General features: G+C 64.8%; 23 protein-coding genes. 15 read left to right on the top strand and 8 right to left on the bottom strand.

The window, feature by feature from the left end; all coding sequences use genetic code 11:
- Positions 1-52: 52 nt before the first annotated feature.
- A complete protein-coding gene (locus tag AAEO60_RS01480) occupies positions 53-934 on the top strand; it encodes an HpcH/HpaI aldolase/citrate lyase family protein (RefSeq protein WP_341671866.1) in 882 nt (293 codons plus the stop codon).
- Positions 935-937: 3 nt separating this feature from the next.
- On the opposite strand, the gene AAEO60_RS01475 is transcribed toward AAEO60_RS01480, so the two are convergent.
- Together AAEO60_RS01475 and lipB are read right to left on the bottom strand one after the other, a co-directional pair.
- Positions 938-1,237 (bottom strand): hypothetical protein, encoded by a 300-nt coding sequence (locus tag AAEO60_RS01475; protein ID WP_341671865.1) that lies wholly within the window; start codon positions 1,235-1,237, stop codon positions 938-940.
- Between the two features lie 2 nt (positions 1,238-1,239).
- The gene (lipB, locus tag AAEO60_RS01470) at positions 1,240-1,917 is read right to left on the bottom strand and encodes a lipoyl(octanoyl) transferase LipB (RefSeq protein WP_341671864.1); all 678 of its coding nucleotides are present in this window, start codon (positions 1,915-1,917) and stop codon (positions 1,240-1,242) included.
- A 23-nt stretch (positions 1,918-1,940) separates the two neighbouring features.
- Here lipB and AAEO60_RS01465 point away from each other — a divergent pair, with 23 nt between their 5' ends.
- The gene (locus tag AAEO60_RS01465) at positions 1,941-2,819 is read left to right on the top strand and encodes a hypothetical protein (RefSeq protein ID WP_341671863.1); all 879 of its coding nucleotides are present in this window, start codon (positions 1,941-1,943) and stop codon (positions 2,817-2,819) included.
- Between the two features lie 21 nt (positions 2,820-2,840).
- Here the strand turns inward: AAEO60_RS01465 and AAEO60_RS01460 are convergent, their stop codons facing one another.
- Positions 2,841-3,185, bottom strand: coding sequence for an arsenate reductase family protein (locus tag AAEO60_RS01460; protein ID WP_341671862.1), 345 nt, complete (start codon positions 3,183-3,185; stop codon positions 2,841-2,843).
- Between the two features lie 148 nt (positions 3,186-3,333).
- On the opposite strand from AAEO60_RS01460, the gene AAEO60_RS01455 reads away from it, so the two are divergent.
- The 3 genes from AAEO60_RS01455 (at position 3,334) to AAEO60_RS01445 (ending at position 8,864) form a co-directional block, all read left to right on the top strand.
- On the top strand, positions 3,334-5,583 hold the full coding sequence (locus tag AAEO60_RS01455) for a TonB-dependent hemoglobin/transferrin/lactoferrin family receptor (RefSeq protein WP_341671861.1): 2,250 nt from the start codon (positions 3,334-3,336) through the stop codon (positions 5,581-5,583).
- A gap of 11 nt (positions 5,584-5,594) precedes the next feature.
- Positions 5,595-6,608 carry a DUF6607 family protein gene (locus AAEO60_RS01450; RefSeq protein ID WP_341671860.1) on the top strand — a complete coding sequence of 338 codons (1,014 nt, stop codon included), beginning with the start codon at positions 5,595-5,597 and terminating at the stop codon, positions 6,606-6,608.
- Positions 6,609-6,800: 192 nt separating this feature from the next.
- Positions 6,801-8,864 (top strand): TonB-dependent receptor, encoded by a 2,064-nt coding sequence (locus AAEO60_RS01445; protein WP_341671859.1) that lies wholly within the window; start codon positions 6,801-6,803, stop codon positions 8,862-8,864.
- 17 nt (positions 8,865-8,881) lie between these two features.
- Here AAEO60_RS01445 and AAEO60_RS01440 read toward each other — a convergent pair whose 3' ends face one another.
- A complete protein-coding gene (locus AAEO60_RS01440) occupies positions 8,882-9,448 on the bottom strand; it encodes a (2Fe-2S)-binding protein (RefSeq protein WP_341671858.1) in 567 nt (188 codons plus the stop codon).
- 16 nt (positions 9,449-9,464) lie between these two features.
- Positions 9,465-10,223 (bottom strand): class II aldolase/adducin family protein, encoded by a 759-nt coding sequence (locus AAEO60_RS01435; RefSeq protein ID WP_341671857.1) that lies wholly within the window; start codon positions 10,221-10,223, stop codon positions 9,465-9,467.
- Between the two features lie 118 nt (positions 10,224-10,341).
- On the opposite strand from AAEO60_RS01435, the gene AAEO60_RS01430 reads away from it, so the two are divergent.
- From AAEO60_RS01430 to AAEO60_RS01390, 9 genes are all read left to right on the top strand, one after another.
- Positions 10,342-10,887 (top strand): VOC family protein, encoded by a 546-nt coding sequence (locus AAEO60_RS01430; protein ID WP_341671856.1) that lies wholly within the window; start codon positions 10,342-10,344, stop codon positions 10,885-10,887.
- Positions 10,888-10,901: 14 nt separating this feature from the next.
- Positions 10,902-12,224, top strand: coding sequence for an MFS transporter (locus AAEO60_RS01425; RefSeq protein ID WP_341671855.1), 1,323 nt, complete (start codon positions 10,902-10,904; stop codon positions 12,222-12,224).
- A 104-nt stretch (positions 12,225-12,328) separates the two neighbouring features.
- Positions 12,329-12,862 carry a 2,4'-dihydroxyacetophenone dioxygenase family protein gene (locus AAEO60_RS01420; RefSeq protein ID WP_341671854.1) on the top strand — a complete coding sequence of 178 codons (534 nt, stop codon included), beginning with the start codon at positions 12,329-12,331 and terminating at the stop codon, positions 12,860-12,862.
- Between the two features lie 11 nt (positions 12,863-12,873).
- Positions 12,874-13,416, top strand: coding sequence for a 2,4'-dihydroxyacetophenone dioxygenase family protein (locus AAEO60_RS01415; protein WP_341671853.1), 543 nt, complete (start codon positions 12,874-12,876; stop codon positions 13,414-13,416).
- A gap of 12 nt (positions 13,417-13,428) precedes the next feature.
- Positions 13,429-13,971, top strand: a complete 543-nt coding sequence (locus tag AAEO60_RS01410; protein ID WP_341671852.1) for a 2,4'-dihydroxyacetophenone dioxygenase family protein — start codon at positions 13,429-13,431, stop codon at positions 13,969-13,971.
- Complete coding sequence (locus tag AAEO60_RS01405; protein WP_341671851.1) at positions 13,968-14,846, top strand: SDR family oxidoreductase; 879 nt, start codon at positions 13,968-13,970, stop codon at positions 14,844-14,846. The genes AAEO60_RS01410 and AAEO60_RS01405 overlap by 4 nt, the downstream gene beginning before the upstream one ends.
- A gap of 10 nt (positions 14,847-14,856) precedes the next feature.
- Entirely contained in the window at positions 14,857-15,756 is a 900-nt protein-coding gene (locus AAEO60_RS01400; RefSeq protein WP_341671850.1) for an MBL fold metallo-hydrolase, read from the top strand.
- Positions 15,756-16,757 carry an alcohol dehydrogenase catalytic domain-containing protein gene (locus AAEO60_RS01395; protein ID WP_341671849.1) on the top strand — a complete coding sequence of 334 codons (1,002 nt, stop codon included), beginning with the start codon at positions 15,756-15,758 and terminating at the stop codon, positions 16,755-16,757. The genes AAEO60_RS01400 and AAEO60_RS01395 overlap by 1 nt, the downstream gene beginning before the upstream one ends.
- A gap of 65 nt (positions 16,758-16,822) precedes the next feature.
- A complete protein-coding gene (locus AAEO60_RS01390) occupies positions 16,823-18,190 on the top strand; it encodes an MATE family efflux transporter (protein ID WP_341671848.1) in 1,368 nt (455 codons plus the stop codon).
- Here the strand turns inward: AAEO60_RS01390 and AAEO60_RS01385 are convergent.
- From AAEO60_RS01385 to AAEO60_RS01375, 3 genes are all read right to left on the bottom strand, one after another.
- Entirely contained in the window at positions 18,187-18,981 is a 795-nt protein-coding gene (locus tag AAEO60_RS01385) for a response regulator (RefSeq protein WP_341671847.1), read from the bottom strand. The two genes, AAEO60_RS01390 and AAEO60_RS01385, sit on opposite strands and share 4 nt — an antisense overlap.
- A 328-nt stretch (positions 18,982-19,309) precedes the next feature.
- Positions 19,310-19,753: a response regulator gene (locus tag AAEO60_RS01380; protein WP_341671846.1), complete on the bottom strand. Its 444-nt coding sequence runs from the start codon at positions 19,751-19,753 to the stop codon at positions 19,310-19,312.
- Positions 19,754-19,829: 76 nt separating this feature from the next.
- On the bottom strand, positions 19,830-20,987 hold the full coding sequence (locus AAEO60_RS01375) for an N-acetyltransferase (RefSeq protein WP_341671845.1): 1,158 nt from the start codon (positions 20,985-20,987) through the stop codon (positions 19,830-19,832).
- 121 nt (positions 20,988-21,108) lie between these two features.
- Here AAEO60_RS01375 and AAEO60_RS01370 point away from each other — a divergent pair, with 121 nt between their 5' ends.
- The gene (locus AAEO60_RS01370) at positions 21,109-22,200 is read left to right on the top strand and encodes a fatty acid desaturase family protein (protein WP_341671844.1); all 1,092 of its coding nucleotides are present in this window, start codon (positions 21,109-21,111) and stop codon (positions 22,198-22,200) included.
- The last annotated feature ends 52 nt before the right edge of the window (positions 22,201-22,252 follow it).

The following is a 22,252-nucleotide window of genomic DNA, read 5'->3' as shown; positions in this document are numbered from 1 at the left end:
GCCATGGTTAGCTATAGGAAAGCACCAGCACGCAAGAGGCGGAGGAAAACCCGTGCCGATCAGATCATGGATGTTCGTTCCCGGCGACAGCGAGAAGAAGCTGGCCAAGGCCCCCGAACTCGGCGCCGACGTGCTGATCGTCGACCTCGAGGACGCCGTCGCGCCCGCGGCGAAAGAGACCGCGCGCACCCTGTCGCGGGAATGGCTGGAATACATGGGCCAGCACTATCCGCAGCAGGCCTGCTGGGTGCGCATCAACCCGATCGACGGCGAGCTGTGGCGCGACGACCTGCGCATGGTCATGCCGAGCAAGCCTGCAGGGATCATGGTCCCCAAGGCCAGCGGACCGGAGCAGCTGCGCACGCTGATGGCCGAGCTCTACGAGGTCGAACAGCGTAGCGGGGTGGCCCCCAATACCACGCGCTTGCTGCCGCTGGTGAGCGAGACGGCCCATGCCGCCCTCACCCTCACCGCTTACGGCGATCCCGCCAATGCCATGCCGCGCCTGCTGGGGCTGACCTGGGGCGCGGAAGACCTGTCCGCTGCCATCGGTGCAAGCCGCAAGCGCGATGCCAACGGCGTCTGGACCGACTTGTTCCGCATGGTGCGCGCGCAGGTGCTGCTGACGGCCCATGCAGCAGGCATCGCCGCCATCGACACGTTGCACGCCGACTTCCGCGACGAGGACGGCCTGCGCCGGGTGGCGCGCGAGAGTTACGAGGATGGCTTTGCCGGCATGCTGGCGATCCATCCCGCGCAGGTGCCGATCATCAATGCCGCCTTCACCCCCAGCGAAGCAGAACTGGCCGAGGCACAAGCCATCGTCGATGCCTTTGCCGCGGCGCCGGGCGTGGGCGCAGTGCAGCTCAACGGGCGGATGATCGACCAGCCGCACCTCGACCAGGCGAGGAAGCTGCTGGCGCGCGCCAGCTAGGCCTTATTCGGCAGGGGCTTCGGCCGCTTCGGCGGGGGCAGGCTCGGCAGCTGCTTCCGGGGCCGCCGCGTCTTCTCCGGTTGCCGGGTCATTGCTGCTTGCTGGCGCTTCCGGATCGGGCTCGCGCAGTGGGGCCTGCGAGCGGACCTCGTCCACCGGCAGCATGGCATCGCTGATCGTGCCTTCCAGAACCTCGCCCGATGCCTCGCGCCCGTCGTCCTCGGTGGAAACCTCGGGCTCGTCATTGCAGGCCGCCAGCAGCAGCAACGGCGCGGCAAGGGTCAGGGTCGCAAGGATACGCATGGTCATTGGCCTTCCGGATCAGCAATCGCGGCGAGGAATTCCCCGGCGCGCGCCAGCAATGCCTCATCCCACTCGGCCGGTGCAACCGTCTTTCCGAGCCGCTCCATCGAGGTGACGCCATATTCGGCGATGCCGCAGGGCACGATGCCGCCGAAATGGGAGAGGTCGGGCGACAGGTTCACCGCGAAACCGTGCATGGTGACCCAGCGCCGCACGCGCACACCGATGGCGCCGATCTTGGCCTCGCTGCCGTCGGCCTCGTGGGTCCAGATGCCGATCCGGTCGGGCACGGCAAAGGCCTCCACCCCGAAGTCGGCGAGCGTCGCGATCACCCAGCCTTCCAGCGAATGGACGAACTGGCGCACGTCCTTGGCGCGCTGCTTCAGGTCGAGCAGGACATAGCAGACCCGCTGCCCCGGCCCGTGGTAGGTGTAGCGCCCGCCGCGCCCGGTCTCGACCACGTCGAAGCGCGGGTCCACCAGCTCGGCCACGTCGGCGCTGGTGCCGGCGGTGTAGACCGGCGGATGCTCCAGCAGCCAGACCAGCTCGCGCACGTCATCGCCAGCAGCCAGCGCGAGGTTGCGCGCTTCCTGCTCGGCGAGGGCCTCGCGGTAAGGTACCTGGCCCGGCGAAATACGCCATTCGATTGACGGGTCGAGAGAAATGCGTGTGTCGTTCATCGCTGGCCGATTGCGTGGCGATAGTGATCGCGCTTATCAAGGGCGAAAGCGAGGCAGGACGACTTATGCAGGCAAGACTGGACATGAACCGGGCGTGGGCAGACGCCAAAGCCATGCTGGCGGCCAACATGCAGGTGCTGCTGGTGGTGGCGGGTGTGTTCTTCTTCCTGCCCAATGCCATCGCGGCGGTGTTCATGCCGTCATTCGGGGAAGTCCTGGTTCAGATCGAAGCTCTTGGCCCCACACCCAATCCGGATGACGTGCTCGCCCTGTTCAGCGAATTCATGGGCCGCACCTGGTGGATCTACCTGCTGCTGGCACTGCTGCAGGCCATCGGCATGCTGGGCCTGCTGGCGCTGCTGTCGGACAGCAACAGGCCCACGGTAGGACAGGCGCTGGCCTTCGGCGTCATGGCCGTCGTGCCATATGTGGTGGGCCAACTGATTGTCGGTCTGGCGCAGTCGGGCGCGGTATTCTTGCCGATTGCTTTGGGGGCTTCGGTCTCGGCCGGTCTCGGCCTGCTGCTGGGCCTCGTCGGCGTTGTCGCCGCAGTCTACCTGTGGGTGAAATGCTCGCTGCTCGCGCCGGTGATGGCGATCGAACGCAAGCTCAATCCCTTTGCGGCCCTGGCGCGATCCTGGCGGCTGACCAAGGGCAATTCGCTTGTCCTCTTCGCTTTCTACGCGCTGATCATCGTCGCGGTGATGGTGATCGGGCTGGTGGCGCAACTGGTGGTGAGTGTCTCTTCGCTGCTGGGCCCGTCCGCACTTATGCTGGCAGCGGCGATTGTCGGCAGCTTCGTTACCCTGGGCTACAACGTCGTGAAGCTGGGTGTGCTCGCCGCCGTGCACCGGCAGCTGTCGGGCAACCCCGGCAAGGATATCGGCAAGACCTTCGACTGATCCCCCGCCGCACAGGCGCGGTCAGAGGATCTCCAGCACCGTGTCCTGCGGGCGGCACAGGCGCACGCCCTTTTCGGTTTCCACCAGCGGACGGTTGATCAGGATCGGATCGGCAACCATGGCATCGAGGACGGTGTCGGCATCGGCATCCGGCAGGCCGCGCTCCTCCGCATCCGTTCCGCGCAGGCGCAGGCCTTCTGCCGGCGTCATCCCCGCATCGGCATAGAGCTGCGCCAGCTTCTCGCGGCTGGGCGGGTCCTTCAGGTATTCGACCACCGTCAGCTCGACCTGCGAGAGGTTCTCGAGGATGCCCAGTGTCTTGCGCGAAGTGCCGCATTTGGGGTTGTGCCAGATCGTCGCCTTCATCGGGTTTCCTCCTCGAAAATGATGTCCTGCGCGCCCTAGCGCGGAAGCTGCCCCACCGACAATCCCCCATTCCATCAGACTTATAGGGTTGTTTTTGAGAACCCCTCGCAATAGATATGCTCTTGCGAATCATTAGCAATAATAAGTCATGAGGGAATTCACCATCCACTATCTCGCCCCCCGCATCGCCCTGCTCGCCAGCGCGGCCGCCGTCCTGCCGGTGCCAGCCTTGGCAGAGGAAGCCGTCGCCGATAGCGCCGCCGAGTCCGGAGGACCCGCCATCGTCGTCTCCGCGACCCGGACTCCCGTGCTGGTCGACGAGGCTCCCGCCACCGTCACCGTCATCGATGCCGAGCAGATCGAGGACGAATTCGTCACCGATATCCGCGACCTCGTTCGCTACGAGCCGGGCGTCACCGTCCGCCGCGCCCCGGCTCGCTTCGGTGCGGCGCTGGGCACCACCGGCCGCGCCCGGAACGAGGACATTGCCATTCGCGGGATCGGCGGAAACCGCGTGCTGATCCAGGTCGACGGCATCCGCAGTCCGCAAGGCTTTGCCTTCGGCGCGCAGGACGCTGGCCGCGGCGGCTATGCCGATGTCTCGCTGGTGAAGTCGGTGGAGATCCTGCGCGGCCCCGCATCCGCGCTCTACGGCAGCGACGGACTGGCCGGTGCGGTCAGCTTCACCACCCGCGACCCGGCAGACCTTATCGCCGATGGCAATGCACTCGGCGGCTTCGCCAGCGCGCAGTTCAGTTCGGCAGACAACGAATTTTCGGAGACCGCCGCGCTTGCCGGACAGTCCGGTTCGTTCTCCGCCATGCTGGCCTACACCCGCCGCGACTTCGAGGAGCTGGACAACCGCGGCACGGTGGGCGGTATCGGCGAAAGCCGCACCTTGCCCAACCCGCAGGACGGGCATTCCGATGCCCTGCTCGGCAAGCTGGTATGGCAGCAGGGCGGCCACCGCCTGCGGCTGACCGGCGAGTACCTGCACACCGAAGTCTTCAGCGACGTGCTGACCGGCGAAGGCCCCGCCTTCCTGTTCGGCCCTTCCCCCAGCTGGATCGTCGATGACCTGACCGCCTTCGACACCACGGAGCGTGTGCGCACTTCGCTCGACTACACCTGGGAAGGCGAAGGCGTGGTCGATTATGCGCACCTCGCCGCCCACTACCAGGACGGCGAGGATACCCAGTTCACCGACGAGGACCGCTCCCCGGTCAGTGCCACGCCGCGCCCGGACCGCGAGCGGTTCAATACTTTCGAGAACGAGGTCTGGGGCCTCGTCGCCGATGCGCGGTCGGAGTTTTTCGCGGGGAGCACCGGTCACGTGCTCGCCTATGGCGGCGACATCAGCTGGACCCGCCAGCAGGGCCTGCGCGACGGCACCGAGCCGCCTGCGGGCGAAGTGTTCCCCACCAGCGCCTTCCCGGCGACCGACTTCACGCTGGGCGGCCTCTACATCGCGGACCAGATTTCGCTGCTCGGCGGCAGGCTGGAGGTCTTCCCCGCCGTCCGGTTCGATTTCTACGAGCTCGACCCCACGGACGATCCGTTGCTGCCGGCCTTCAGCGGCGCAGGCCAGAGCGGCAGCCGCCTCTCGCCCAAGATCGGCGTCACTTTCGACCTGGCCGACCGGGTGCTGGGCTTTGCCAATTACGGCCAGGGCTTCCGCGCGCCGACGCCGAGCCAGGTGAACAACTTCTTCGAAAACCTCGCCTACGGCTACACCTCCGCCCCCAACCCGGACCTTGGCCCCGAACGCAGCGAAAGTTACGAGGCGGGGCTGCGATACCTCGGCGACCATGTAACCGCTTCGGTCACCGCCTTCCGCGCCGACTACAGCGACTTCATCAGCCAGGAAGTGGTCGGCGGATCGTTCACGCCCAGCGATCCCGCCGTCTACCAGTACGTCAACCTCGATAGCGTGCGGATCGAGGGGATCGAGGCGCGGGCCTCGCTCGACCTCGACAACGGATTGTTCGGCCGCGTCGCCGCCGCCTACGCCGACGGCGACCTGCGCGATCCCGCAGGTGATCAGCCGCTGGGCACCATCGACCCGTTCAGCTTGGTGGCGGGCATCGGTTACCGCGCGCCGGATCGCCGGTTCGGCGGCGAGCTGATCGCCACCTACAATGCCCGCAAGTCCGCCGATGACACGGCGGGCCTGTGCACCGGCGACTGCTTCCGGCCCGACTCCTTCGTGGTGCTGGACGCCACCGCCTTCTTCGCGGTCACGGAATCGCTGAAGCTGCGCGCTGGCATCTTCAACGTGACTAACGAAACCTACGCTTACTGGTCCGACGTTCGCGGGCTGTCCGACACCTCCACCGTGACCGAGGCCTTTACCCGCCCCGGCCGCAACGCGAGCGTCTCCATCAACTTCACATTCTGAGGGGAACCACGATGAATACCAAGACCATTACCCTGCTCGGCGCGGCCATGCTGGGCCTTGCCGCCACGTCCACGCCGGCGCTTGCCGACGGCCCGATTGCCGACCGCGGCGAAGCGGCGGAGAGCGCCTCTTTCGAAAGCGACCGCGCGGCCATCCTGGCCATGGCGGGCGACTACCGCGTGCGCTTCGACATGCAGGAATCGACGCCGTGGCTGGAAGGCTACGAGCCGCTCGAGCGCAAGATTTCGGGCGGCTACGAATCGGTCCGCGTGATCGAGGACACGGGTGACCTGATCGTCCTGCAGCACCTGCTGGTGGTGGGCGCCGAGGGCGAGGAGTTCGTCATAAAGCACTGGCGGCAGGACTGGCAGTACGAACCGGAGGCCGTGCTGACCTATGCCGGACCGGACCACTGGGTGATGACCGAAGTGCCCGAGCGGATGCGTAACGGCCGCTGGTCGCAGACGGTCTACCAGGTCGACGACAGCCCGCGTTATGCCGGCTGGGGCCAGTGGGAAGTGACCAATGGCGTGCCGCGCTGGCGCAGCAACTGGACGGACCGGCCGCTGGCGCGCCGCGATGCTGTGCGCGACCCGATCTACGATCGCTATGCCGCGATCAACCGCCACCAGCTGACGCCAACCGGGTGGATCCACTGGCAGGACAATACCAAGATGATGCCTGCCGCCGACGGCTCGGGCGAGTTGGTGCCCGTGGTGCAGGAATATGTGCTCAACACCTACGACCGCTTCGACGGCTACAACACCGGCGCGGCGGATGCCTATTGGGCGGACACGCAAGGATACTGGGCCGCCGTACGCGCGCAGTGGGACGAAGTGATCGACACCACCGGCGGCATCGTCATCGAGGAAGAGGCGCAAACGGGCACGGTGATCAGCGGGCGGCTGCTGGAAATCGCCAACGAGATTCGCGACGGCGAAGTGACCGAAGCCCAGGCCATCGCCGAAGCGCGGGACCTGATCGGCGGCGCGACTGCAAACGCCACCATGTCAGTTCGCGACTAGCCCCCGGGCCTGCGCGGGCTGCAACATGCCATGGCCACCCGCGCAGGCCCACCCGCTCCAGAAAATCGCTGCATCGACCCAGTTTGCTGTTGCCATTGATAATCACTCTCAATAGAGACGCTCTTGCAAATCAATCGCAACAAGACTCGCTAGGAATTTCCCATTCGTATTACCGTTACCGCCGCCGCCCTGTTGTCCAGCGTTGCAATCCTGCCCGTTGCGGCCCTCGCCGAGGAAACACCGGCCCCGGCTCCGCAGCGTGATTACCTGCCCGGCAACATCGTGGTGACCGGCGAGCGCGACAGCTACACCACCGACGACGGCAGCACCGGCACCCGCACCCCCACGCCGATCATCGACGTGCCGCAGGCAGTGACGGTGATCACCTCGGACCAGCTGGAAGACCAGGGCATCACCACGCTCAACGATGCGCTGCGCTTCATTCCGGGCGTCAGCATGGAAACCGGCGAAGGCCATCGCGACGAAGTGTTCATCCGCGGGCAGGAAACCACGGCGGACTTCTACCTCGACGGCCTGCGCGACGACGCGGAGTACTATCGCTCGCTCTACAACGTCGAGCGCGTGGAAGTGCTGAAAGGCGCCAATGCCCTGATCTTCGGCCGCGGTGCCGGTGGCGGCGCGATCAACCGCGTCAGCCGCGTGGCGATCTTCGACATGCCGCAGTACAGCCTTGGCGCACAGGTCGACAGCTTCGGCGCCTTCGCCCTGACCGGCGATGCCAACCTGCCGGCCGGCGAAGGCGTGGCCCTGCGCGTCATGGGCACCTACGAAGAATTCAACAACGACCGCGACTTCTACGACGGCCGCTTCATCGGCTTCACCCCCACGGTGTCCGCCCAGCTGGGCGAGGATACGCGGCTGTTCCTCACCTACACCTACGACGACGACCAGCGCGTGGTCGACCGTGGCCTGCCCTCGTTCAATGGTGGCCCGCTGCGCGGCTTCGACCAGACCTTCTTCGGTGACCGCGACTACAACCGGTCCGATGTCGAAGTGCACATTGGTCGCGCCCGGCTGGAGCACGACTTCAACGAGAGCTGGAGCCTCAACGCCAGCCTGCAGTTTGCCGATTACGACAAGTTCTATTCCAACATCGTCCCGGGCGGCGGAACCACGGCCACGACGGTGCGGCTGTCCGGCTACGAAAGCGGCACGGATCGCCAGAACCTGATCGGCATGGTCAACCTGGTCGGCCAGTTCGACACCGGCGACCTGTCGCACACCCTGCTGGTCGGTGCCGAGGCGAGCAGCTCGGACACGGATGCGGTGCGCAACCAGGCCCGCTTCAACAACGGCGCGGACACCAGTGTCACCGTTGACCTTGAAGACGTGATCTCCGTGCCCGCCTTCACCCTCGCACCGCAGCGCGCCAGCACCTCCGACCTGTCGACCCTGTCGCTCTATGCCCAGGAACAGCTCGACATCGGCATCCTGCAGCTGGTGGCCGGTGTGCGTTACGATCGCTTCGACCTCGAAAGCACCGACATCATCGCCAGTTTCGACGGCACCCGCGTCGACGAAGAGGTCTCCCCGCGTTTCGGCGTGATCCTGAAGCCGCAGGAAGACCTGTCGATCTACGCCAGCTACGCGGAAAGCTTCCTGCCCTCCTCGGGCAACCAGTTCACCGTGCTCAGCCAGCAGTCGCAGGCGCTCGAACCGGAAAGCTTCGAAAACCTCGAACTCGGCGTGAAATATGCCCCGCACCACAACCTGCTGCTCACCGCCGCGCTGTTCCGCCTGACCCGTTCGAACACGCCCTCGGTCGATCCGGTCACCAATCTCACAACGCTGGTTGGCGAGAGCACAGTGGAAGGGTTCGAAGTCGGGCTGGTGGGTGAACCGGTCGACGGCCTCTCGGTGAGCCTCGGTTACACCTATCTCGACGCAGAGATCACCGACAGCGCCGACGCCACCGATCTCGGCACCCAGCTGCAGCAGGTGCCCGAGCACCAGATCGCCGCCTGGGCGCGCTATGACCTGACCGATCGCCTTGGCTTCGGTGCGGGCCTCGTCCACCAGTCGGACCAGTTCGCCAGCAACAGCAACAACGTCGTGCTGCCCAGCTACACCCGCGTCGACGCGGCGGTGTTCTTCGAGGCGACCGATACGCTGTCGCTGCAGCTGAACGTCGAGAACCTGCTCGACGAGGACTATTACCCCAGCGCCCACGGCGACAACAACATCCAGCCGGGTGCCCCGCTCAACGCCAGCCTGGGAGCCCGCCTCCGCTTCTAAGGGATCAATCCGAACCCCTAATCGGAACCCAAGTCGTCCGGGACCGCATCCTCCACTCGCATCCCCGGAACGGCGCGCGCCGCGTCTGCAGGGTCTATACCCGGAGCAGGCGCGGCGCTGATTGTTTCACGCCGCCGTGCAACGCGCCCTGCCCGCTGGATCGCCTGCACCAGCCGCGGATAGACCCCGCAGCGGCACAGGTTGGGTATCGCCTCGCGGATCTGCTCTGCAGTAGGGTCGGGATTGCGCCGGATCAGCGCGGCGGCCGCAATGGCGATACCGGGGGTGCAGAACCCGCACTGGATCGCCTGTTCGGCCACCAGCGCCTGCTGCACCGGATGGCTCCGGTCGCGGCTCAGCCCCTCGATGGTGGTGATGAAGCGCCCCTCGGCCTCGGCAATGGTGACGAGGCAGGACCGCAAGGCCTCGCCATCGACCAGCACCATGCAGGCACCGCAGTCGCCGGTGCCGCAGCCGTATTTCGTGCCCGTCAGGTTTGCGGCTTCTCGCAGGGCGAACAGCAACGGGGTATCCGGATCCATGTCGAAGTCGACCGGCCGCGCGTTCACCGTCATTGCTGTCATGGTCGGAAAGCCTGTCTCAGTTGCGCCAGGAGGGATCGATGGAGTCGATCTTGCGTGTCCAGGCGGCGAAGTCCAGCTTGCCGAAATCGTCGGTCAGCTGCTTGTCGCGGTCGCGCTGGTGCTGTTCGATGACTTCGGGCGGCACCACGATGGGCGCGCCGAGGCTGGCCGTCTTCACCTGCACCTCGCAGGCACGCTGCAGCATGTAGTAGAGCAGGAACATCTCGTAGATGGTCCGCCCCATCACCACCGGGCCGTGGTTCTTCAGCATCAGGATCTGGTGGTTGCCCGCGTTCTTCACCAGCCGCTCGCCTTCCTCGGCGCGCACGGTGATGCCTTCGAAATCGTGATAACCGATCGCGCCTTCGAAGAAGCACGAATAGAAGTTGGAGGCCTGCAGCCCGCCCTCGGTCGAGCACACCGCCATGGTATCCGGCGTATGCGTGTGCACGATGGCATGGGCGTGCGGCAGGTTCTTGTGGAACACCGAGTGTTGGGTGAAGCCGGCGAGGTTCACCGGATAGGGGTTCTCGCCTACCTTCGCCCCGTTCTCGTCGATCTTCACGAGGCTGGAGGCGGTCACCTCTTCCCACAACAGGCCGTAGGGGTTGATGAGGAAGTGGTTTTCCGTCCCCGGTACGCGCAGCGTGATGTGGTTGTAGATGGACTCGCACCAACCGAGGTGGGCGAAAATCCGGTAGGCGGCGGCAAGGTCAAGCCGCGCCTGCCATTCTTCCGCGCTGCAATCGATCTGCGGCTTCAACTGCGTGGCCATCGGCATTCTCCCTAAATTCGTGCGCGCTCATAGCATCACGAGATTGACTTTGTCACAGGTCTTGGCAAGCCTTGAGGTCAGCGACCGGCATAGAAGCAGGCGCTGACGGGAGAGATCAATGGCAGGCGAGCTTGGCTATGGCCAGCCTATGGGCGGCGTTGCGCAGACGGCCTATATCGTGCCGGACCTGCACGAAGCCATCCAGCACTGGGTGCGCGACATGCGCGCCGGGCCTTTCTTCGTCCTCCCCCACCTGCTGTCCCCCGGCCAGACCTACCGCGGCGAGGAAAGCCGCGCCGACGTGACGCTGGCCATGGGCTTTGCCGGGCACATGATGATCGAACTGATCCAGCCGCTCGACGACAACCCCAGCGTCTACAGGGAAACGCGCGAGCTGCGCGGCTGGGGCTATCACCACCTGGGTATCGCCTGTGCCGACGTCGATGCCACCAGCCGCGACTACCAGTCGCGCGGCTATGTCGAGGCCTATCGCGCTGCCGTGCCGACCGGCGGCGAGGTGGTCTACCTCGACAATGGAACGGGCGCGCAGCTGGGCTTCATCGAATTGCTGCCGGTCACCCCCGGCATGGACGAGACCTTCACCCGCTTCTGGGAAGCCAGCCGCGACTGGGACGGCAGCGACCCCGTTCGGCCCTTCGGATAGAGAGAGACAAGACAATGGCAGTTGACGCCGCATCGACCTTTGGCGACGAGCCTCCAAAGGGCAACTGGGTGACCAATTCCAAGGGCTACCAGACCCTGCTGGTGTTCCTGCTGAGCCTGAACTTCGGCATCGTCTTCTTCGACCGACAGGCGCTCAACGCGCTGATGCCTTTCGTGCAACCCGAACTGCAGCTGTCGCAGACCGAAATCGGCCTGCTGGCGGGCGGCCTCAGCTTCAGCTGGGCCATCGCTGCCTTCTTCGTCGGCCGGCTCTCCGACAGCCTCGGCAAGCGCAAGATCCTGCTGATCATCGCGACCGTTGCCTTTTCGATCTGTTCCTTCGTCTCCGGCCTCGCCACCAGCTTCCTGTTCCTGTTCGCGGCGCGCCTGCTGATGGGTGCTGCCGAGGGCGGCGTCATGCCGATCAGCCATGCCATGGTGGCAAGCGAAGTGGACCCCGAACGCCGCGGCCTTGCACAGGGCGTGGCGCAGAACCTCGGCTCCAACCTGCTCGGCAGCTTTGCCGCGCCGGTGGTGCTGGTGGCATTCGCCACCGCCTTCAGCTGGCGCGAGGCCTTCTACCTTGCCGCCCTGCCCGGACTCATCAGCGCGGCGCTGATCTGGTTCCTGCTCAAGGAACCGCAACCTGCCGCCAAGCCGGCCGGTGCGCACGAGGCGAGCATCGGCTTTGCCGAAGCCTTCAAGGTCCGCAACATGTGGGTCTGTGTCGTGGTCGGCGTGCTGATGGTCGCCCATTTCGTGATCACCTGGGCCTTCATGCCCAACTTCCTCGTGCAGACGCGCGGCATGGACCCCTTCTCGATGAGCTGGCTGGTCGGCTCGCTGGGCATCGCCGCCGCGATCTACAGTTTCGTCGTCGCCGGCCTGTCGGACAAGATCGGGCGCAAGCCGGTGATGGTCTTCCTGCCCTTCCTTTCGCTGGTCGGTCCGATCGGCGTGCTGCTGCTGGACCCTGCCGCCTTCGAAGGGATCGGCGTGCTGGGCCTGTCGGGCTATGCCACGGTGCTGATCCCGATCTTCTTCATCGGCTGGATGGTCAACGGTACCTTCCCGATCTTCATGGCGACAATACCTTCGGAGACCTTCCGCCCCATCCACCACGCCACCGTGCTGGGACTGGCCATGGGTGCTTGCGAGGTGCTGGGCGGCGTCTTCGGCCCGCCTGTCGCCGGGATGCTCAACGATGCCTTCGGGGCGGACACCTTCCTCTATGTGCTCATGGGCCTGGCAGTCGTCAGCGGCTTCGTCGCCATGGGCCTGCAGGAGACCGCCCCGGCTGCGCTGCGCAAGCAAGGCAAGACCTTCGCACCGGCCTGACCGTGATCCGGTGCGGCAGGCAGCAAAGCCTGTCGCATCGTAACGCGCGTTAGGATAAACTGGCCCCAAGGCGAGTCCCGCAAAGGGTCCGCAAGGAGAGAAAGATGCCCGAAGCACCTACGACAGAACCATGGGCCGGCACCCCGCCCGTCCCGCACACCCTGCGTCCGGGCGCCAAGCCCGAAGCCTACATGGCCAAGATCGCCGAGGGCGACGAACGCTACTGGGTGCCCATTGTCGAGGATGTCTATTCCAAGCCTGTCTGGATCAGCCCAACGCTGAACATGTGGGCCGACGTGCTGATGGCGAAGAAGCCCTGCATCGTGAACCGGCACTATCACCCCAAGCCGATCTGGGCCTACACCATCAGCGGCAAGTGGGCCTACCTCGAGCATGACTGGACCGCCACGGCAGGCGACTTCATCTTCGAGACGCCGGGCGAAAGCCACACGCTGGTAGCCTACGAACACGAAGACCCGATGAAGGTCTTCTTCGTCGTCTCGGGCCCGCTGATGTGGCTCGACGAACAGGGCAATACCGTCGGCCATTTCGACGTGTTCGATTACATGACGATGGCCCGCGAACACTATGACAAGGTCGGCATCGGTGCCGACTATGTCGACACCCTGATCCGATAAGAGGAACAATCATGTCCGAAAACAAGATGAAAGCCCCCGCCTCCGACACCAAGGAAATCGTCGACGTGCCATGGGCATACCGCGATCTGGTGGAACGGGTTTCCCCGGGCGGACGCTATATCGACATGGCCAGCGACGTCGACAGCCCGTGGGTGCCGTTTGGCGACGGCGCGGCGATCAAGCACCTGATGTTCGACGTGCGCACCAACACCTATTCCAACATTCTCTGGATGAAGGGTCCGGGTACCATCGGCACGCACCTGCACCGCGGCACCGTTACCATGGTCGCGATCGAAGGTTCGGTCCGTTATCTGGAGTATGACTGGGTGGCCTCGCCCGGCGGCCTGATCCTGGAAGTGCCGGGCGAAGCGCACACGCTGGTCACCGAGCATCCCGAAGGTTGCAAGCTGTTCGGCTGGATGTCCGGCCCGATCGACTTCTTTGATGCCGAGGGCGTCTATGCCGACACGGTCGACGTGTGGTGGATGATCACCCACTACGAGACCTACTGCAAGGAAAACGGCATCCCCATCAACCAGAAACTCTACCTGTAAGGACACCGGAAAATGGCAGGACTCGGAGCCAAGACAGCAGCAGAGGCGGGTGCGTTCAAGATCGTATCGGTGCCCGAAGCCCACAAGCAGATCATCGACCAATACGTGCGCGAAGGCACCTATATCGGCCAGTCGGAAGAAGAGAGCCCGTGGGTGCCCTTCGGCGACAATGCCGCCATCCGCCACCTCGCTTTCGACGTACGCAACAACGTCTATGCCAACGTGCTGTGGATCAAGAGCGCGGGTGTGATCGGCACGCACAAGCACCGCGGCATGGTCTGGGCCATCGGGCTGGAAGGCACCTTCCGCTACCTCGAATATGACTGGGTCTGCGGCCCCGGCGACTTCATCACCGAATTCCCCGGCCACGCACACACCCTCGTCACCGACGAGCCCGACGGCATGAAGGCGTTCTTCTGGATGCAAGGTGCCAACGAGTTCTACGACGACGAGGGCAACCACGTCGAAACGCTCGATGTGTGGTGGTTCATCAACCACTACGAGAGCTACTGCAAGGAACAGGGCATTCCGATCAACAGGCAGCTCTACTTGTGAGTGATCCCCAAGAGGACGCACCAGGTACGCTCGACCAATTCGACATTCGCGGTCGTTCGGCACTGGTGACAGGCGCGGCCAGCGGCATCGGCCTCGCCTATGCGGAATGCATGGCGGAAGCCGGAGCCAAGGTCACGCTCACCGATATCGACGCCGCCGGCGTCCAGCGCGAGGCCGCACGGCTCAACGACGCGGGCTACGAAGCACGCTGGGCGAGCTGCGACGTGACCGACCTGCTCGAGGTGTCGCAGGCGTTCAACGACCATGTCGCGGCCTATGGCGGTTGCGACATCGCCTTTGCCAATGCCGGGCTCGACGTCGGCGACGGCTTCTGGAGCCCCGAGGACAGGCGCAACCCCGACGGCCAGATCGACGTCTATTCCAAGGCCAAGTGGGACAAGTCGATCGACATCAACCTGACCGGCGTCTTCCACACCGTGCGCGAGGCGGCGCGGGTGATGAAAGCCAACGAAGGCAACGGCTATCGCCGCGGCGGCTCCATCGTGATCACCAGTTCCAACGCGGCGGAAGTGAACGAGGCCATCGTCGGCGTGCCCTACATGGCGGCCAAGGCGGGCGTGAAGCACTTCATGCGCCATTCCGCCTACGAGCTGGCTGCCTTCGGTATCCGCGTGAACGCCATCGCACCCGGCCCTTTCGTCACCAACATCGGCGATGGCTGGGTAAAGAAGAACCCCGCCGCCAAGCAGGCGTGGGACAAGCTGGTGCCGGTCGGTCGCATGGCCGAAACCTACCAGATCAAGCCGCTCGCCCTGTTGCTCGCCAGCGACGCCGGCAGCTACATGACCGGTGCCCACGTCATGATCGACGGCGGCATGCAGCTGGGGCCGGTCAAGCCGATCGACGACGACTAGGGAGGGGACGATGAAGGCAGTGATCCTCGCAGCAGCAGCTTGGCTGGCGCTTGGCGCTACGCCTGCGCTGGCGGAACACCATGAGGAAGAGCCGCCGCTCACGGTCGAAGTGCTGCGCACCAGCGCCGGTTCGCTGCACGTCAATTCCGCGCTGATCATGGGCGAGCGCGACGCCGTGCTGGTCGATCCACCCTTCACCCTGGCCGATGCCCACCGCGTGGCGGCCATGGTGCTCGATAGCGGGCGCAACCTGACGCACATCTTCGTCACCCACGACCATCCGGACCACTTTTTCGCCATGGAAGTGCTGTCCGAAGCCTTTCCCGAAGCCGAAATCGTCGCCCACGAAACCGTGGTAGCGGACATCTGGCGCTCGCTGCCGTTCAAGGTGGTGCGCTGGAGCCCCATGCTGGCGGACAACGGCCCGGCCTATCCCAGCGCGCCGCATGCACTCACCAGCGACGTGATCATGCTGGAAGGCCACGAACTGCGCGTGCTCGGCCCGATGCAGGGCGACCACGTCCACTCGACCGCGCTGTGGGTGCCCGAAATTCGCGCCCTGCTGCCCGGCGACCTCGTGTTCAACGAGGTCCACCTGTGGCTGGGCGAGCACGACGAGGCGCGCGTCGCGGCCTGGGCAGACTCGATCGAGGATCTCTCTGCGCTGGAGCCCGAAATCGTTGTCGCGGGCCACGCCCGCCCGGGCTTGCCTGACGATGCCAGCGGATTGGACTTCACGGCTGCCTATCTCGAGGCATGGCCGATGTTGACGGCGAACGCGGCGAATTCGGTCGAACTGCAATCGCTGGTGCGGGCTGCTTTCCCCACCACAATTGACGTGCTCGACGACTTCATCCTCGTCAATTCCAGCCAGGTTGCCGTGGGCGAACAGCCCATGTGGGAGGAATAATGCGCGCCGTTACTTTCCAGGGCCTGCACAAGCCCCTCGCCTTTGAAACCATCGCCGACCCGACGCCCGGCGCGGGCGAACTGGTGGTGAAGGTGGGCCGCTGCGGCATCTGCGGCAGCGACCTGCACATGACCGAGGACGCCGCCTACGGCTGCCAGCACGGCGACGTGCTGGGCCACGAATTCGCGGGCGAAGTCGTCGCGCTGGGCAAGGGTACAGAAGGCCACAAGGTCGGCGACCTCGTCTCGGTCATCCCGCTCAAGAGCTGCGGCACCTGCGAGCACTGCCGCAAGGGCGAAGTGCAGTGGTGCAGCAATTTCGGCCTGCAAGGCGGCGGCTATGCCGAATATGCCGTGACGCGGCCAAACCAGTGCGTACCCTTGCCGCAGGACCTCAGCCTTGCCGACGGCGCGATTATCGAGCCGCTGGCCGTGGCGCTGCACGGGGTCAACCTGTCGGGCATCCGCGAGGGCGACAAGGTGCTGGTGCTAGGTGCCGGCCCCATCGGTCTTGCCACCGCCTACTGGGCCAAGCGCGCCGGGGCGAGCAAGGTCGCGGTGCAGGACATCTCCACCTTCCAGCAGCAGCGCGCGCTCGACATGGGGGCGGATGTCTTCGTGGTCGATCCGGCAGACCCCGTGGGCAGCGCCGAGCGCGGCCTTGGCGGCAAGGCGGATATCGTGTTCGAATGTGTCGGTATTCCGGGCCTGATCGACCAGGCCGTTAGCCAGGTCCGCAACCGGGGCACTATCCTGCTGCTGGGCCTGTGCACCAAGCCGGACACGCTGCACACCTTCCCCATGTTGTCCAAGGAGGTGAAGCTGGTAACCAGCGCCTTCTTCACCGTGCCCGAATACCGCGCCGCGCTCGACGCGCTGGAGGCAGGCTCGGCCGAACCGCGCCACCTCGTCACCGATACGATCTCGCTGTCCGACACGCCCGACGTGTTCGAGAGCCTCAAGCGGCGGACAGAGCAGTGCAAGGTGTTGATCGCGCCATGACCCGTCCCTAGGTCCAGCTTACCGCCAGGCGGCATTGGAGCGATTGGAGACGCATGGCGGACAAGATGACCAAACCGAGTTCTGGTGGCAGGGCGAAACTGGTCACCGGCTCTATTCCCGGACATCTCGTGCGCCAGACGACGCCCGCGATTGTCGGCGTGGCGGCGATCATGTCGGTCGGCATAATCGACGCCTATTTCATCGGTCAGCTTGGCGGCGACGAACTGGCGGCGATCAGTTTCATCTTCCCCGTGATCACCGCGCTGCAGAGCCTTGGCGTGGGTGTTATGGTGGGCGTCAATTCGGTGGTGTCGCGCGCTCTGGGCGAAGGCGACGAGGACCGCGCGCTTGCCCGCGCCAATCTCGGCATGGCGCTGGGACTGGCTGCCGGCGTGGCGATCGGCATCGCCCTTTTCGCACTGCGCCGACCGCTGTTTGCGTTGATGCAGGCCGATGCAGAAATCCTGCCGCTGATCGACGAATACATGGCCCCCTTCTCGCTCGGGTTCCCGCTGCTTATCACCATGATGGGCATGAACGGTGTGCTGCGCGGCCAGGGTGCGGCCAAGAGCAATACCACTGTGTTGATCATCTATTCGGCGGCCAACTGGGTGCTCGACCCGCTGCTGATCACCGGTGCCTTCGGCATCGGCGGCTTTGGCATTGCCGGTGCAGCCTATGCCACGCTGGGCGGCTGGCTCGCGGCGATCATCGCGGCATGGTGGATCCTCGGCAAGCACCAGTTGCCGATTGCTCCTGCCGCCATGCGCGGGTGCAACTGGCCTGCCCAGGTCAGGGCGATTGCCCGCGTGGCGGGGCCTGCCGCCTTCACCAACTCGATCAACCCGGCAGGCCTTGCCGTGCTCACCTCGCTACTGGCGGTAGAGGGCGCGGCCGCCGTGGCCGGTTTTGGCGTGGGCGGCCGCCTGCAATCCTTCGCGGTAGTTCCGCTCCTGGCGCTGTCAGGTTCGATCGGCGCCATCGTCGGGCAGAACTGGGGGGCACGCGAATACGACCGTGCCCGGCGCGCGCTGGTGCAGGCGGGCATGTTCTGCGTCGCGTACGGCGCGGCGGCAGCCCTGGTCCTGTACATGGCGCGCGGCTGGTTTGCCGAATTGTTCAGTGACGAAGCCGACGTGACAGCTGCCGCGGCGGAATATCTCGCAATCTCGGTCTGGGGTTACGCCGGTTACGGCATCCTGATCACGGTCAACGGCGCGCTCAACGCCATCGACCGCGCCAGCAATGCGCTGGCGCTGTCGATCAGCCGTGTGCTGCTGGTGATGATACCTGTGGCCTGGATCGCCCGTGCCAGCTTGGGCACGCAGGCCGTCTACATCGGCGAGCTGGCCGCCAACTGGATTGGCGGCCTCGCTGCCATTGCTATTGCCTGGCGGGTGCTGTGGCACCCGTTCGGCGAGCGTTCGGGCTAGTCGAGCGGACGGCTCGATCCGAAGAACAGTGCCTGGCTGATCGCCGCGCGCACCGTATCTTCCTGGAACGGCTTGGTGATCAGGTAGGTCGGCTCCGGCCGGTCACCCGTCAGCAGGCGTTCGGGATAGGCGGTGATGAAGATCACCGGCATCGAATCGATGGCGAGGATATCGTCCACCGCATCGAGGCCCGAAGAACCGTCAGCCAGCTGGATATCGGCCAGCACGAGGCCCGGCGTCTTCTCTGCCACGACTTCCTGCGCCTGCGTGCGCGTCGCCGCCGTACCGCAGATTTCGTGTCCCAGAGACCGCACCAGGTCTTCCAGCTGCATCGAGATCAGCGGTTCATCCTCGATGATCAGCACGCTGGTGGCGCTTTCACGTTCGATCTCGGCAATGGCTTCGGCCACCAAGGCATCGACATCGGCTTCGGGGATACCCATCACCACCGAAGCCTCGGCCGGTGTAAAATCCTCCACCGTGGTCAACAGCAAGGCCTGGCGGTTCAGCGGCGTAATACGCCTCAGCTGGTTTTGTGCCCCAGCTTCATGGCCATTGCTGTCCCCATCCACATCGGCGACTTCAAGATAGGCGCTCGAAAAGACCTTGTTGAAGGCCTTGTACAACGGCACGCGGCCGCCACGCAGGCTGTCGGCAAGTTGGTCGTCCGCGAGCGCGGCTTCGAGTGTGGCCTGAACGAAAGCGTCACCGGTGGCCTGCGAACCCGTCAGGGCGCGAGCATAGCGACGAAGAAATGGTAAGTGTGCGGCGACTTCTGCACCAATCGACATAAAGGTCCTTCCCGGAGTATTCGATGCCTTAGAACGCACTCGGGCGCCAGCGGTTCCACATGCAATCAAAAGTAGTGATTTCCCGCCCGCATGCCGCCTTGCGCGAGCTATTGCAAATTGCCGCGACGGAAAATGCAGAAAATTTCTTGCCGGGCAGGGAACCGCATTTCGCGCTGGACATTTATCTTATGTCACCGCCGAGACCCCCCTCCCGTCCAAGCGGCAGGTGATACGATCCCGAAAGGCCCCCGCTCACGCGAGCGGGGGCCTTTTTTTCTTAGGGACAAGGTCCTGTCCGGGAAAAACGGGCAACCTGTAAGGTATTGGCTCAGCGCAGGAGGCGCGAAAAGAGGCCGCGCTTGTGGGTGCTGGCGAGCACTTCGACCAGCTGGACCGGGTCGTAAGGCTTTTCGAAGACCGGGCCCATTTCCGCGATGTCCGGCGGAATGTCGCCAGGCGATCCGGTGGAAAAGACGATTCGTGGCCGCTTGGGGCCGAGCAGGTCCACCAGTTCCGCCAGGGCCCAGCCGTCGTCACGGTCAGCCAGATGGACGTCGATCACGATGGCGCTCAACCTGGCGCCCTTGTCGAGTTCGGCCATGGTGGACTTCATCGTCTGGCAGATGACCACTTCCTGTGCCCCGCCCTGCACCAGCGCATCTTCCAGCGCCATGGCCAGTACCGGATCATCTTCCACCAGCAGGACACGGCCCAGCGCCTTGCGCGGCGCGGGCTTGGCATCGCTGACCTGATCTTTGCTTACTGGCTTCATTGTGCTCCCTGCAGATGCAAGGGGTGCATCCATCAGGCCAACGCCAGAAAATCCCTGGCAGTTCCCTGATTTCGCGTCACAGCCGCTTTTCGTAGATCCGGTACTCGCGGTTGAGCTTCGACTGGATCGCGTCAGCGATCGCCACCATCCCCTGATTGTCCTCCAGGACCCAGCCCACTTCGGCGCGTTTTGCAGAGTGATTGGAGACAGCATTTCGGCGAATATACTCGATCATCATGAAGGCCAGCTGGCTGGCGAGGCGGGTATTCTGGTATTTCTTCACCACGCCCATAAGCGGTACGCGGAATCCGGGGCTTTGCGGGTTGCGCAGCCACCACAGCAGCTTCACCCAGTTGAACGGGAACAGCTTGCCTTTCATGGTGATCAGCTTGCTGTTGATGTCAGGCCAGGAAATCATGAAGGCCACCGGTTCGCCGTCGATCTCGGCGATCATGTTGGTGCCTTCGATGATCAGCGGCTTGAGCTTCTTCGCTCCGTAGGCCTTTTCGGTTTCGGTAAAAGGCACGAAGCCCCAGTTTTTTGACCATGCTTCGTTGAGGATGCTGAGAATGATCTGCGCCTCGCGCTCGAACTGGCTCTTATCAACCTCGCGCACGACAATGGCATCGTTGCGCTCGCCAGACTTGACGATGCGGTTGACGATCGGGGGGAAGCCGTCCGCCACATTGTGGAGGTCGTAGGTGAACAGCCGCTTGGCGACGGCGTAACCCTGCCCTTCGATCCAGCCTTCGTAGTGCGGTTTGTGGTGGCCCATCATGATCATCGGCGGATGATCGTGGCCTTTCACCAGCAGGCCCGGTTCTTCCCAGATCGACAGGCTGATCGGCGCCAGCACGCGCGTCATGCCCTGCTCGCGCAGCCATTGCTCTGCCCGCGCTATCAAGGCCGAGCTGACAGCTTCGTCCTCGGCCTCCAGCAGGCCCCAGTTACCGGTGCCCGGGCCCATGCCCTGCTCCGGCGGCTGTTCCAGCGCCAGCTCGTCGTAGTGGGCGGAAATGCGTCCCACCACCTTGCCGCCGCGCCGGGCGAGGAACAGCTGCACCTTGGCGTGCTCGTGAAAGGGGTTCTTGCCCGGCGTCAGCAGTTCGACCATGTCGGCCTTCAGCGGCGGCACCCAGTTGGGGTCATCTGCATTCAATCGATAAGCGAGATCGATAAAAGCATTGAGGTCACCCTTGCCCGAAACTTCGGCAATATCTATCTGCTCGCTCACGCTGACGGCCTTTCGTTCATTTCGGGTTCGCTCTTGATATGCATCAAGGCCGTGTCAAGCGCGCAGCCACATTGCACGCGCGCATTACACAACCAGACATTTTGCACTATAGAGCACGCCCATGGACGCGACGACCAAGACTGCGGAAGAACAGGCCAGCGGCAATGCCCCGCTGCGGCGGCGCGTGCACGCGCAGATTCCCGACGACAAGGACATGCTGCGGGCAGCGGCTGAACTGACGCGCGATATCAATACTGCGCGGCCCGGGATCTACTGGCCGGACATGCTGCTATCGACCGCCATCGGCTATGGCACCCTGGCGGGCGCTATCCTCGTCGACAACCTCGCGCTGGCGCTGGCCTGCGCGGTGGTTTCGGTCTTCGCGCTCTATCGTGCGCTGCTGTTCATCCACGAGATTTCCCACCTGCACCGCGATGCCCTGCCGGGCTTCCGCACGGCGTGGAACCTGCTGGTGGGCATTCCCATGCTCACCCCCAGCCTGATGTACGAAAGCGTGCACACGCTGCACCACGCGCGCACCAAGTACGGGACGATCGAAGACCCGGAATACATGCCACTGGCGCTGATGAAGCCGTGGAGCCTGCCGGTCTTCGTACTGATTGCCGCGCTCGCGCCGATCGCGCTGATTATCCGCTGGGGCGTGCTCGCCCCGCTCGGCCTGGTGATCCCGCCGCTGCGCAAGCTGGCATGGGAACGCCTGTCATCGCTGTCGATCAACCCTGAATTCCGCCGCAAGCCGCCGACCGACAAGGAACGCGGCTGGTTCCTGTTCCAGCAGGTCGGGGCCAGCCTGTGGGCCATGGTGGTGATCTCCACCCCCTTCTGGCTCGGCTGGAAGCCGCTGCTCGTGGCCATGGCCGTGACCGCTGCCGTGGCCGTGTTCAACCAGTTGCGCACGCTGGTGGCGCACCTGTGGGAGAACGACGGCCAAGCCATGACGGTGACCGCGCAGTACCTCGACAGCGTCAACGTGCCGAGCTTCATCGCCGGCATCTGGGCGCCGGTGGGCCTGCGCTATCACGCGCTGCACCACCTCGTCCCCTCGATGCCGTACCACTCGCTGCACGAGGCACATAAGCGCCTTAGCGCGCACCTCGGCACCACCTCGACCTTTGCCGAGGCCAGCCATCCCGGCATGATCGGTCTGGTCGGCCGGATCGCGCGCAGCACGATGGGCCGCGGTCCGCAGTAGCGAGCGACCCGCGACAACCGACAAAAAGAAGGGCCCCCGCTCGATGCGGAGG

Origin of the sequence: Aurantiacibacter gilvus, assembly GCF_038289935.1 — a bacterium.
GTDB classification, from domain to species: Bacteria; Pseudomonadota; Alphaproteobacteria; order Sphingomonadales; family Sphingomonadaceae; genus Alteraurantiacibacter; species Alteraurantiacibacter gilvus.
This window is presented reverse-complemented; position numbering and strand designations above follow the sequence as displayed.

Coding starts and splice junctions, on each gene's coding strand:
- AAEO60_RS01475 (WP_341671865.1), bottom strand. CDS start 1,237: ATGCGTATCCTTGCGACCCTGACCCTTGCCGCGCCGTTGCTGCTGCTG.
- lipB (WP_341671864.1), bottom strand. CDS start 1,917: ATGAACGACACACGCATTTCTCTCGACCCGTCAATCGAATGGCGTATT.
- AAEO60_RS01460 (WP_341671862.1), bottom strand. CDS start 3,185: ATGAAGGCGACGATCTGGCACAACCCCAAATGCGGCACTTCGCGCAAG.
- AAEO60_RS01455 (WP_341671861.1), top strand. CDS start 3,334: ATGAGGGAATTCACCATCCACTATCTCGCCCCCCGCATCGCCCTGCTC.
- AAEO60_RS01450 (WP_341671860.1), top strand. CDS start 5,595: ATGAATACCAAGACCATTACCCTGCTCGGCGCGGCCATGCTGGGCCTT.
- AAEO60_RS01440 (WP_341671858.1), bottom strand. CDS start 9,448: ATGACAGCAATGACGGTGAACGCGCGGCCGGTCGACTTCGACATGGAT.
- AAEO60_RS01435 (WP_341671857.1), bottom strand. CDS start 10,223: ATGGCCACGCAGTTGAAGCCGCAGATCGATTGCAGCGCGGAAGAATGG.
- AAEO60_RS01430 (WP_341671856.1), top strand. CDS start 10,342: ATGGCAGGCGAGCTTGGCTATGGCCAGCCTATGGGCGGCGTTGCGCAG.
- AAEO60_RS01425 (WP_341671855.1), top strand. CDS start 10,902: ATGGCAGTTGACGCCGCATCGACCTTTGGCGACGAGCCTCCAAAGGGC.
- AAEO60_RS01420 (WP_341671854.1), top strand. CDS start 12,329: ATGCCCGAAGCACCTACGACAGAACCATGGGCCGGCACCCCGCCCGTC.
- AAEO60_RS01415 (WP_341671853.1), top strand. CDS start 12,874: ATGTCCGAAAACAAGATGAAAGCCCCCGCCTCCGACACCAAGGAAATC.
- AAEO60_RS01410 (WP_341671852.1), top strand. CDS start 13,429: ATGGCAGGACTCGGAGCCAAGACAGCAGCAGAGGCGGGTGCGTTCAAG.
- AAEO60_RS01400 (WP_341671850.1), top strand. CDS start 14,857: ATGAAGGCAGTGATCCTCGCAGCAGCAGCTTGGCTGGCGCTTGGCGCT.
- AAEO60_RS01395 (WP_341671849.1), top strand. CDS start 15,756: ATGCGCGCCGTTACTTTCCAGGGCCTGCACAAGCCCCTCGCCTTTGAA.
- AAEO60_RS01390 (WP_341671848.1), top strand. CDS start 16,823: ATGACCAAACCGAGTTCTGGTGGCAGGGCGAAACTGGTCACCGGCTCT.
- AAEO60_RS01385 (WP_341671847.1), bottom strand. CDS start 18,981: ATGTCGATTGGTGCAGAAGTCGCCGCACACTTACCATTTCTTCGTCGC.
- AAEO60_RS01380 (WP_341671846.1), bottom strand. CDS start 19,753: ATGAAGCCAGTAAGCAAAGATCAGGTCAGCGATGCCAAGCCCGCGCCG.
- AAEO60_RS01370 (WP_341671844.1), top strand. CDS start 21,109: ATGGACGCGACGACCAAGACTGCGGAAGAACAGGCCAGCGGCAATGCC.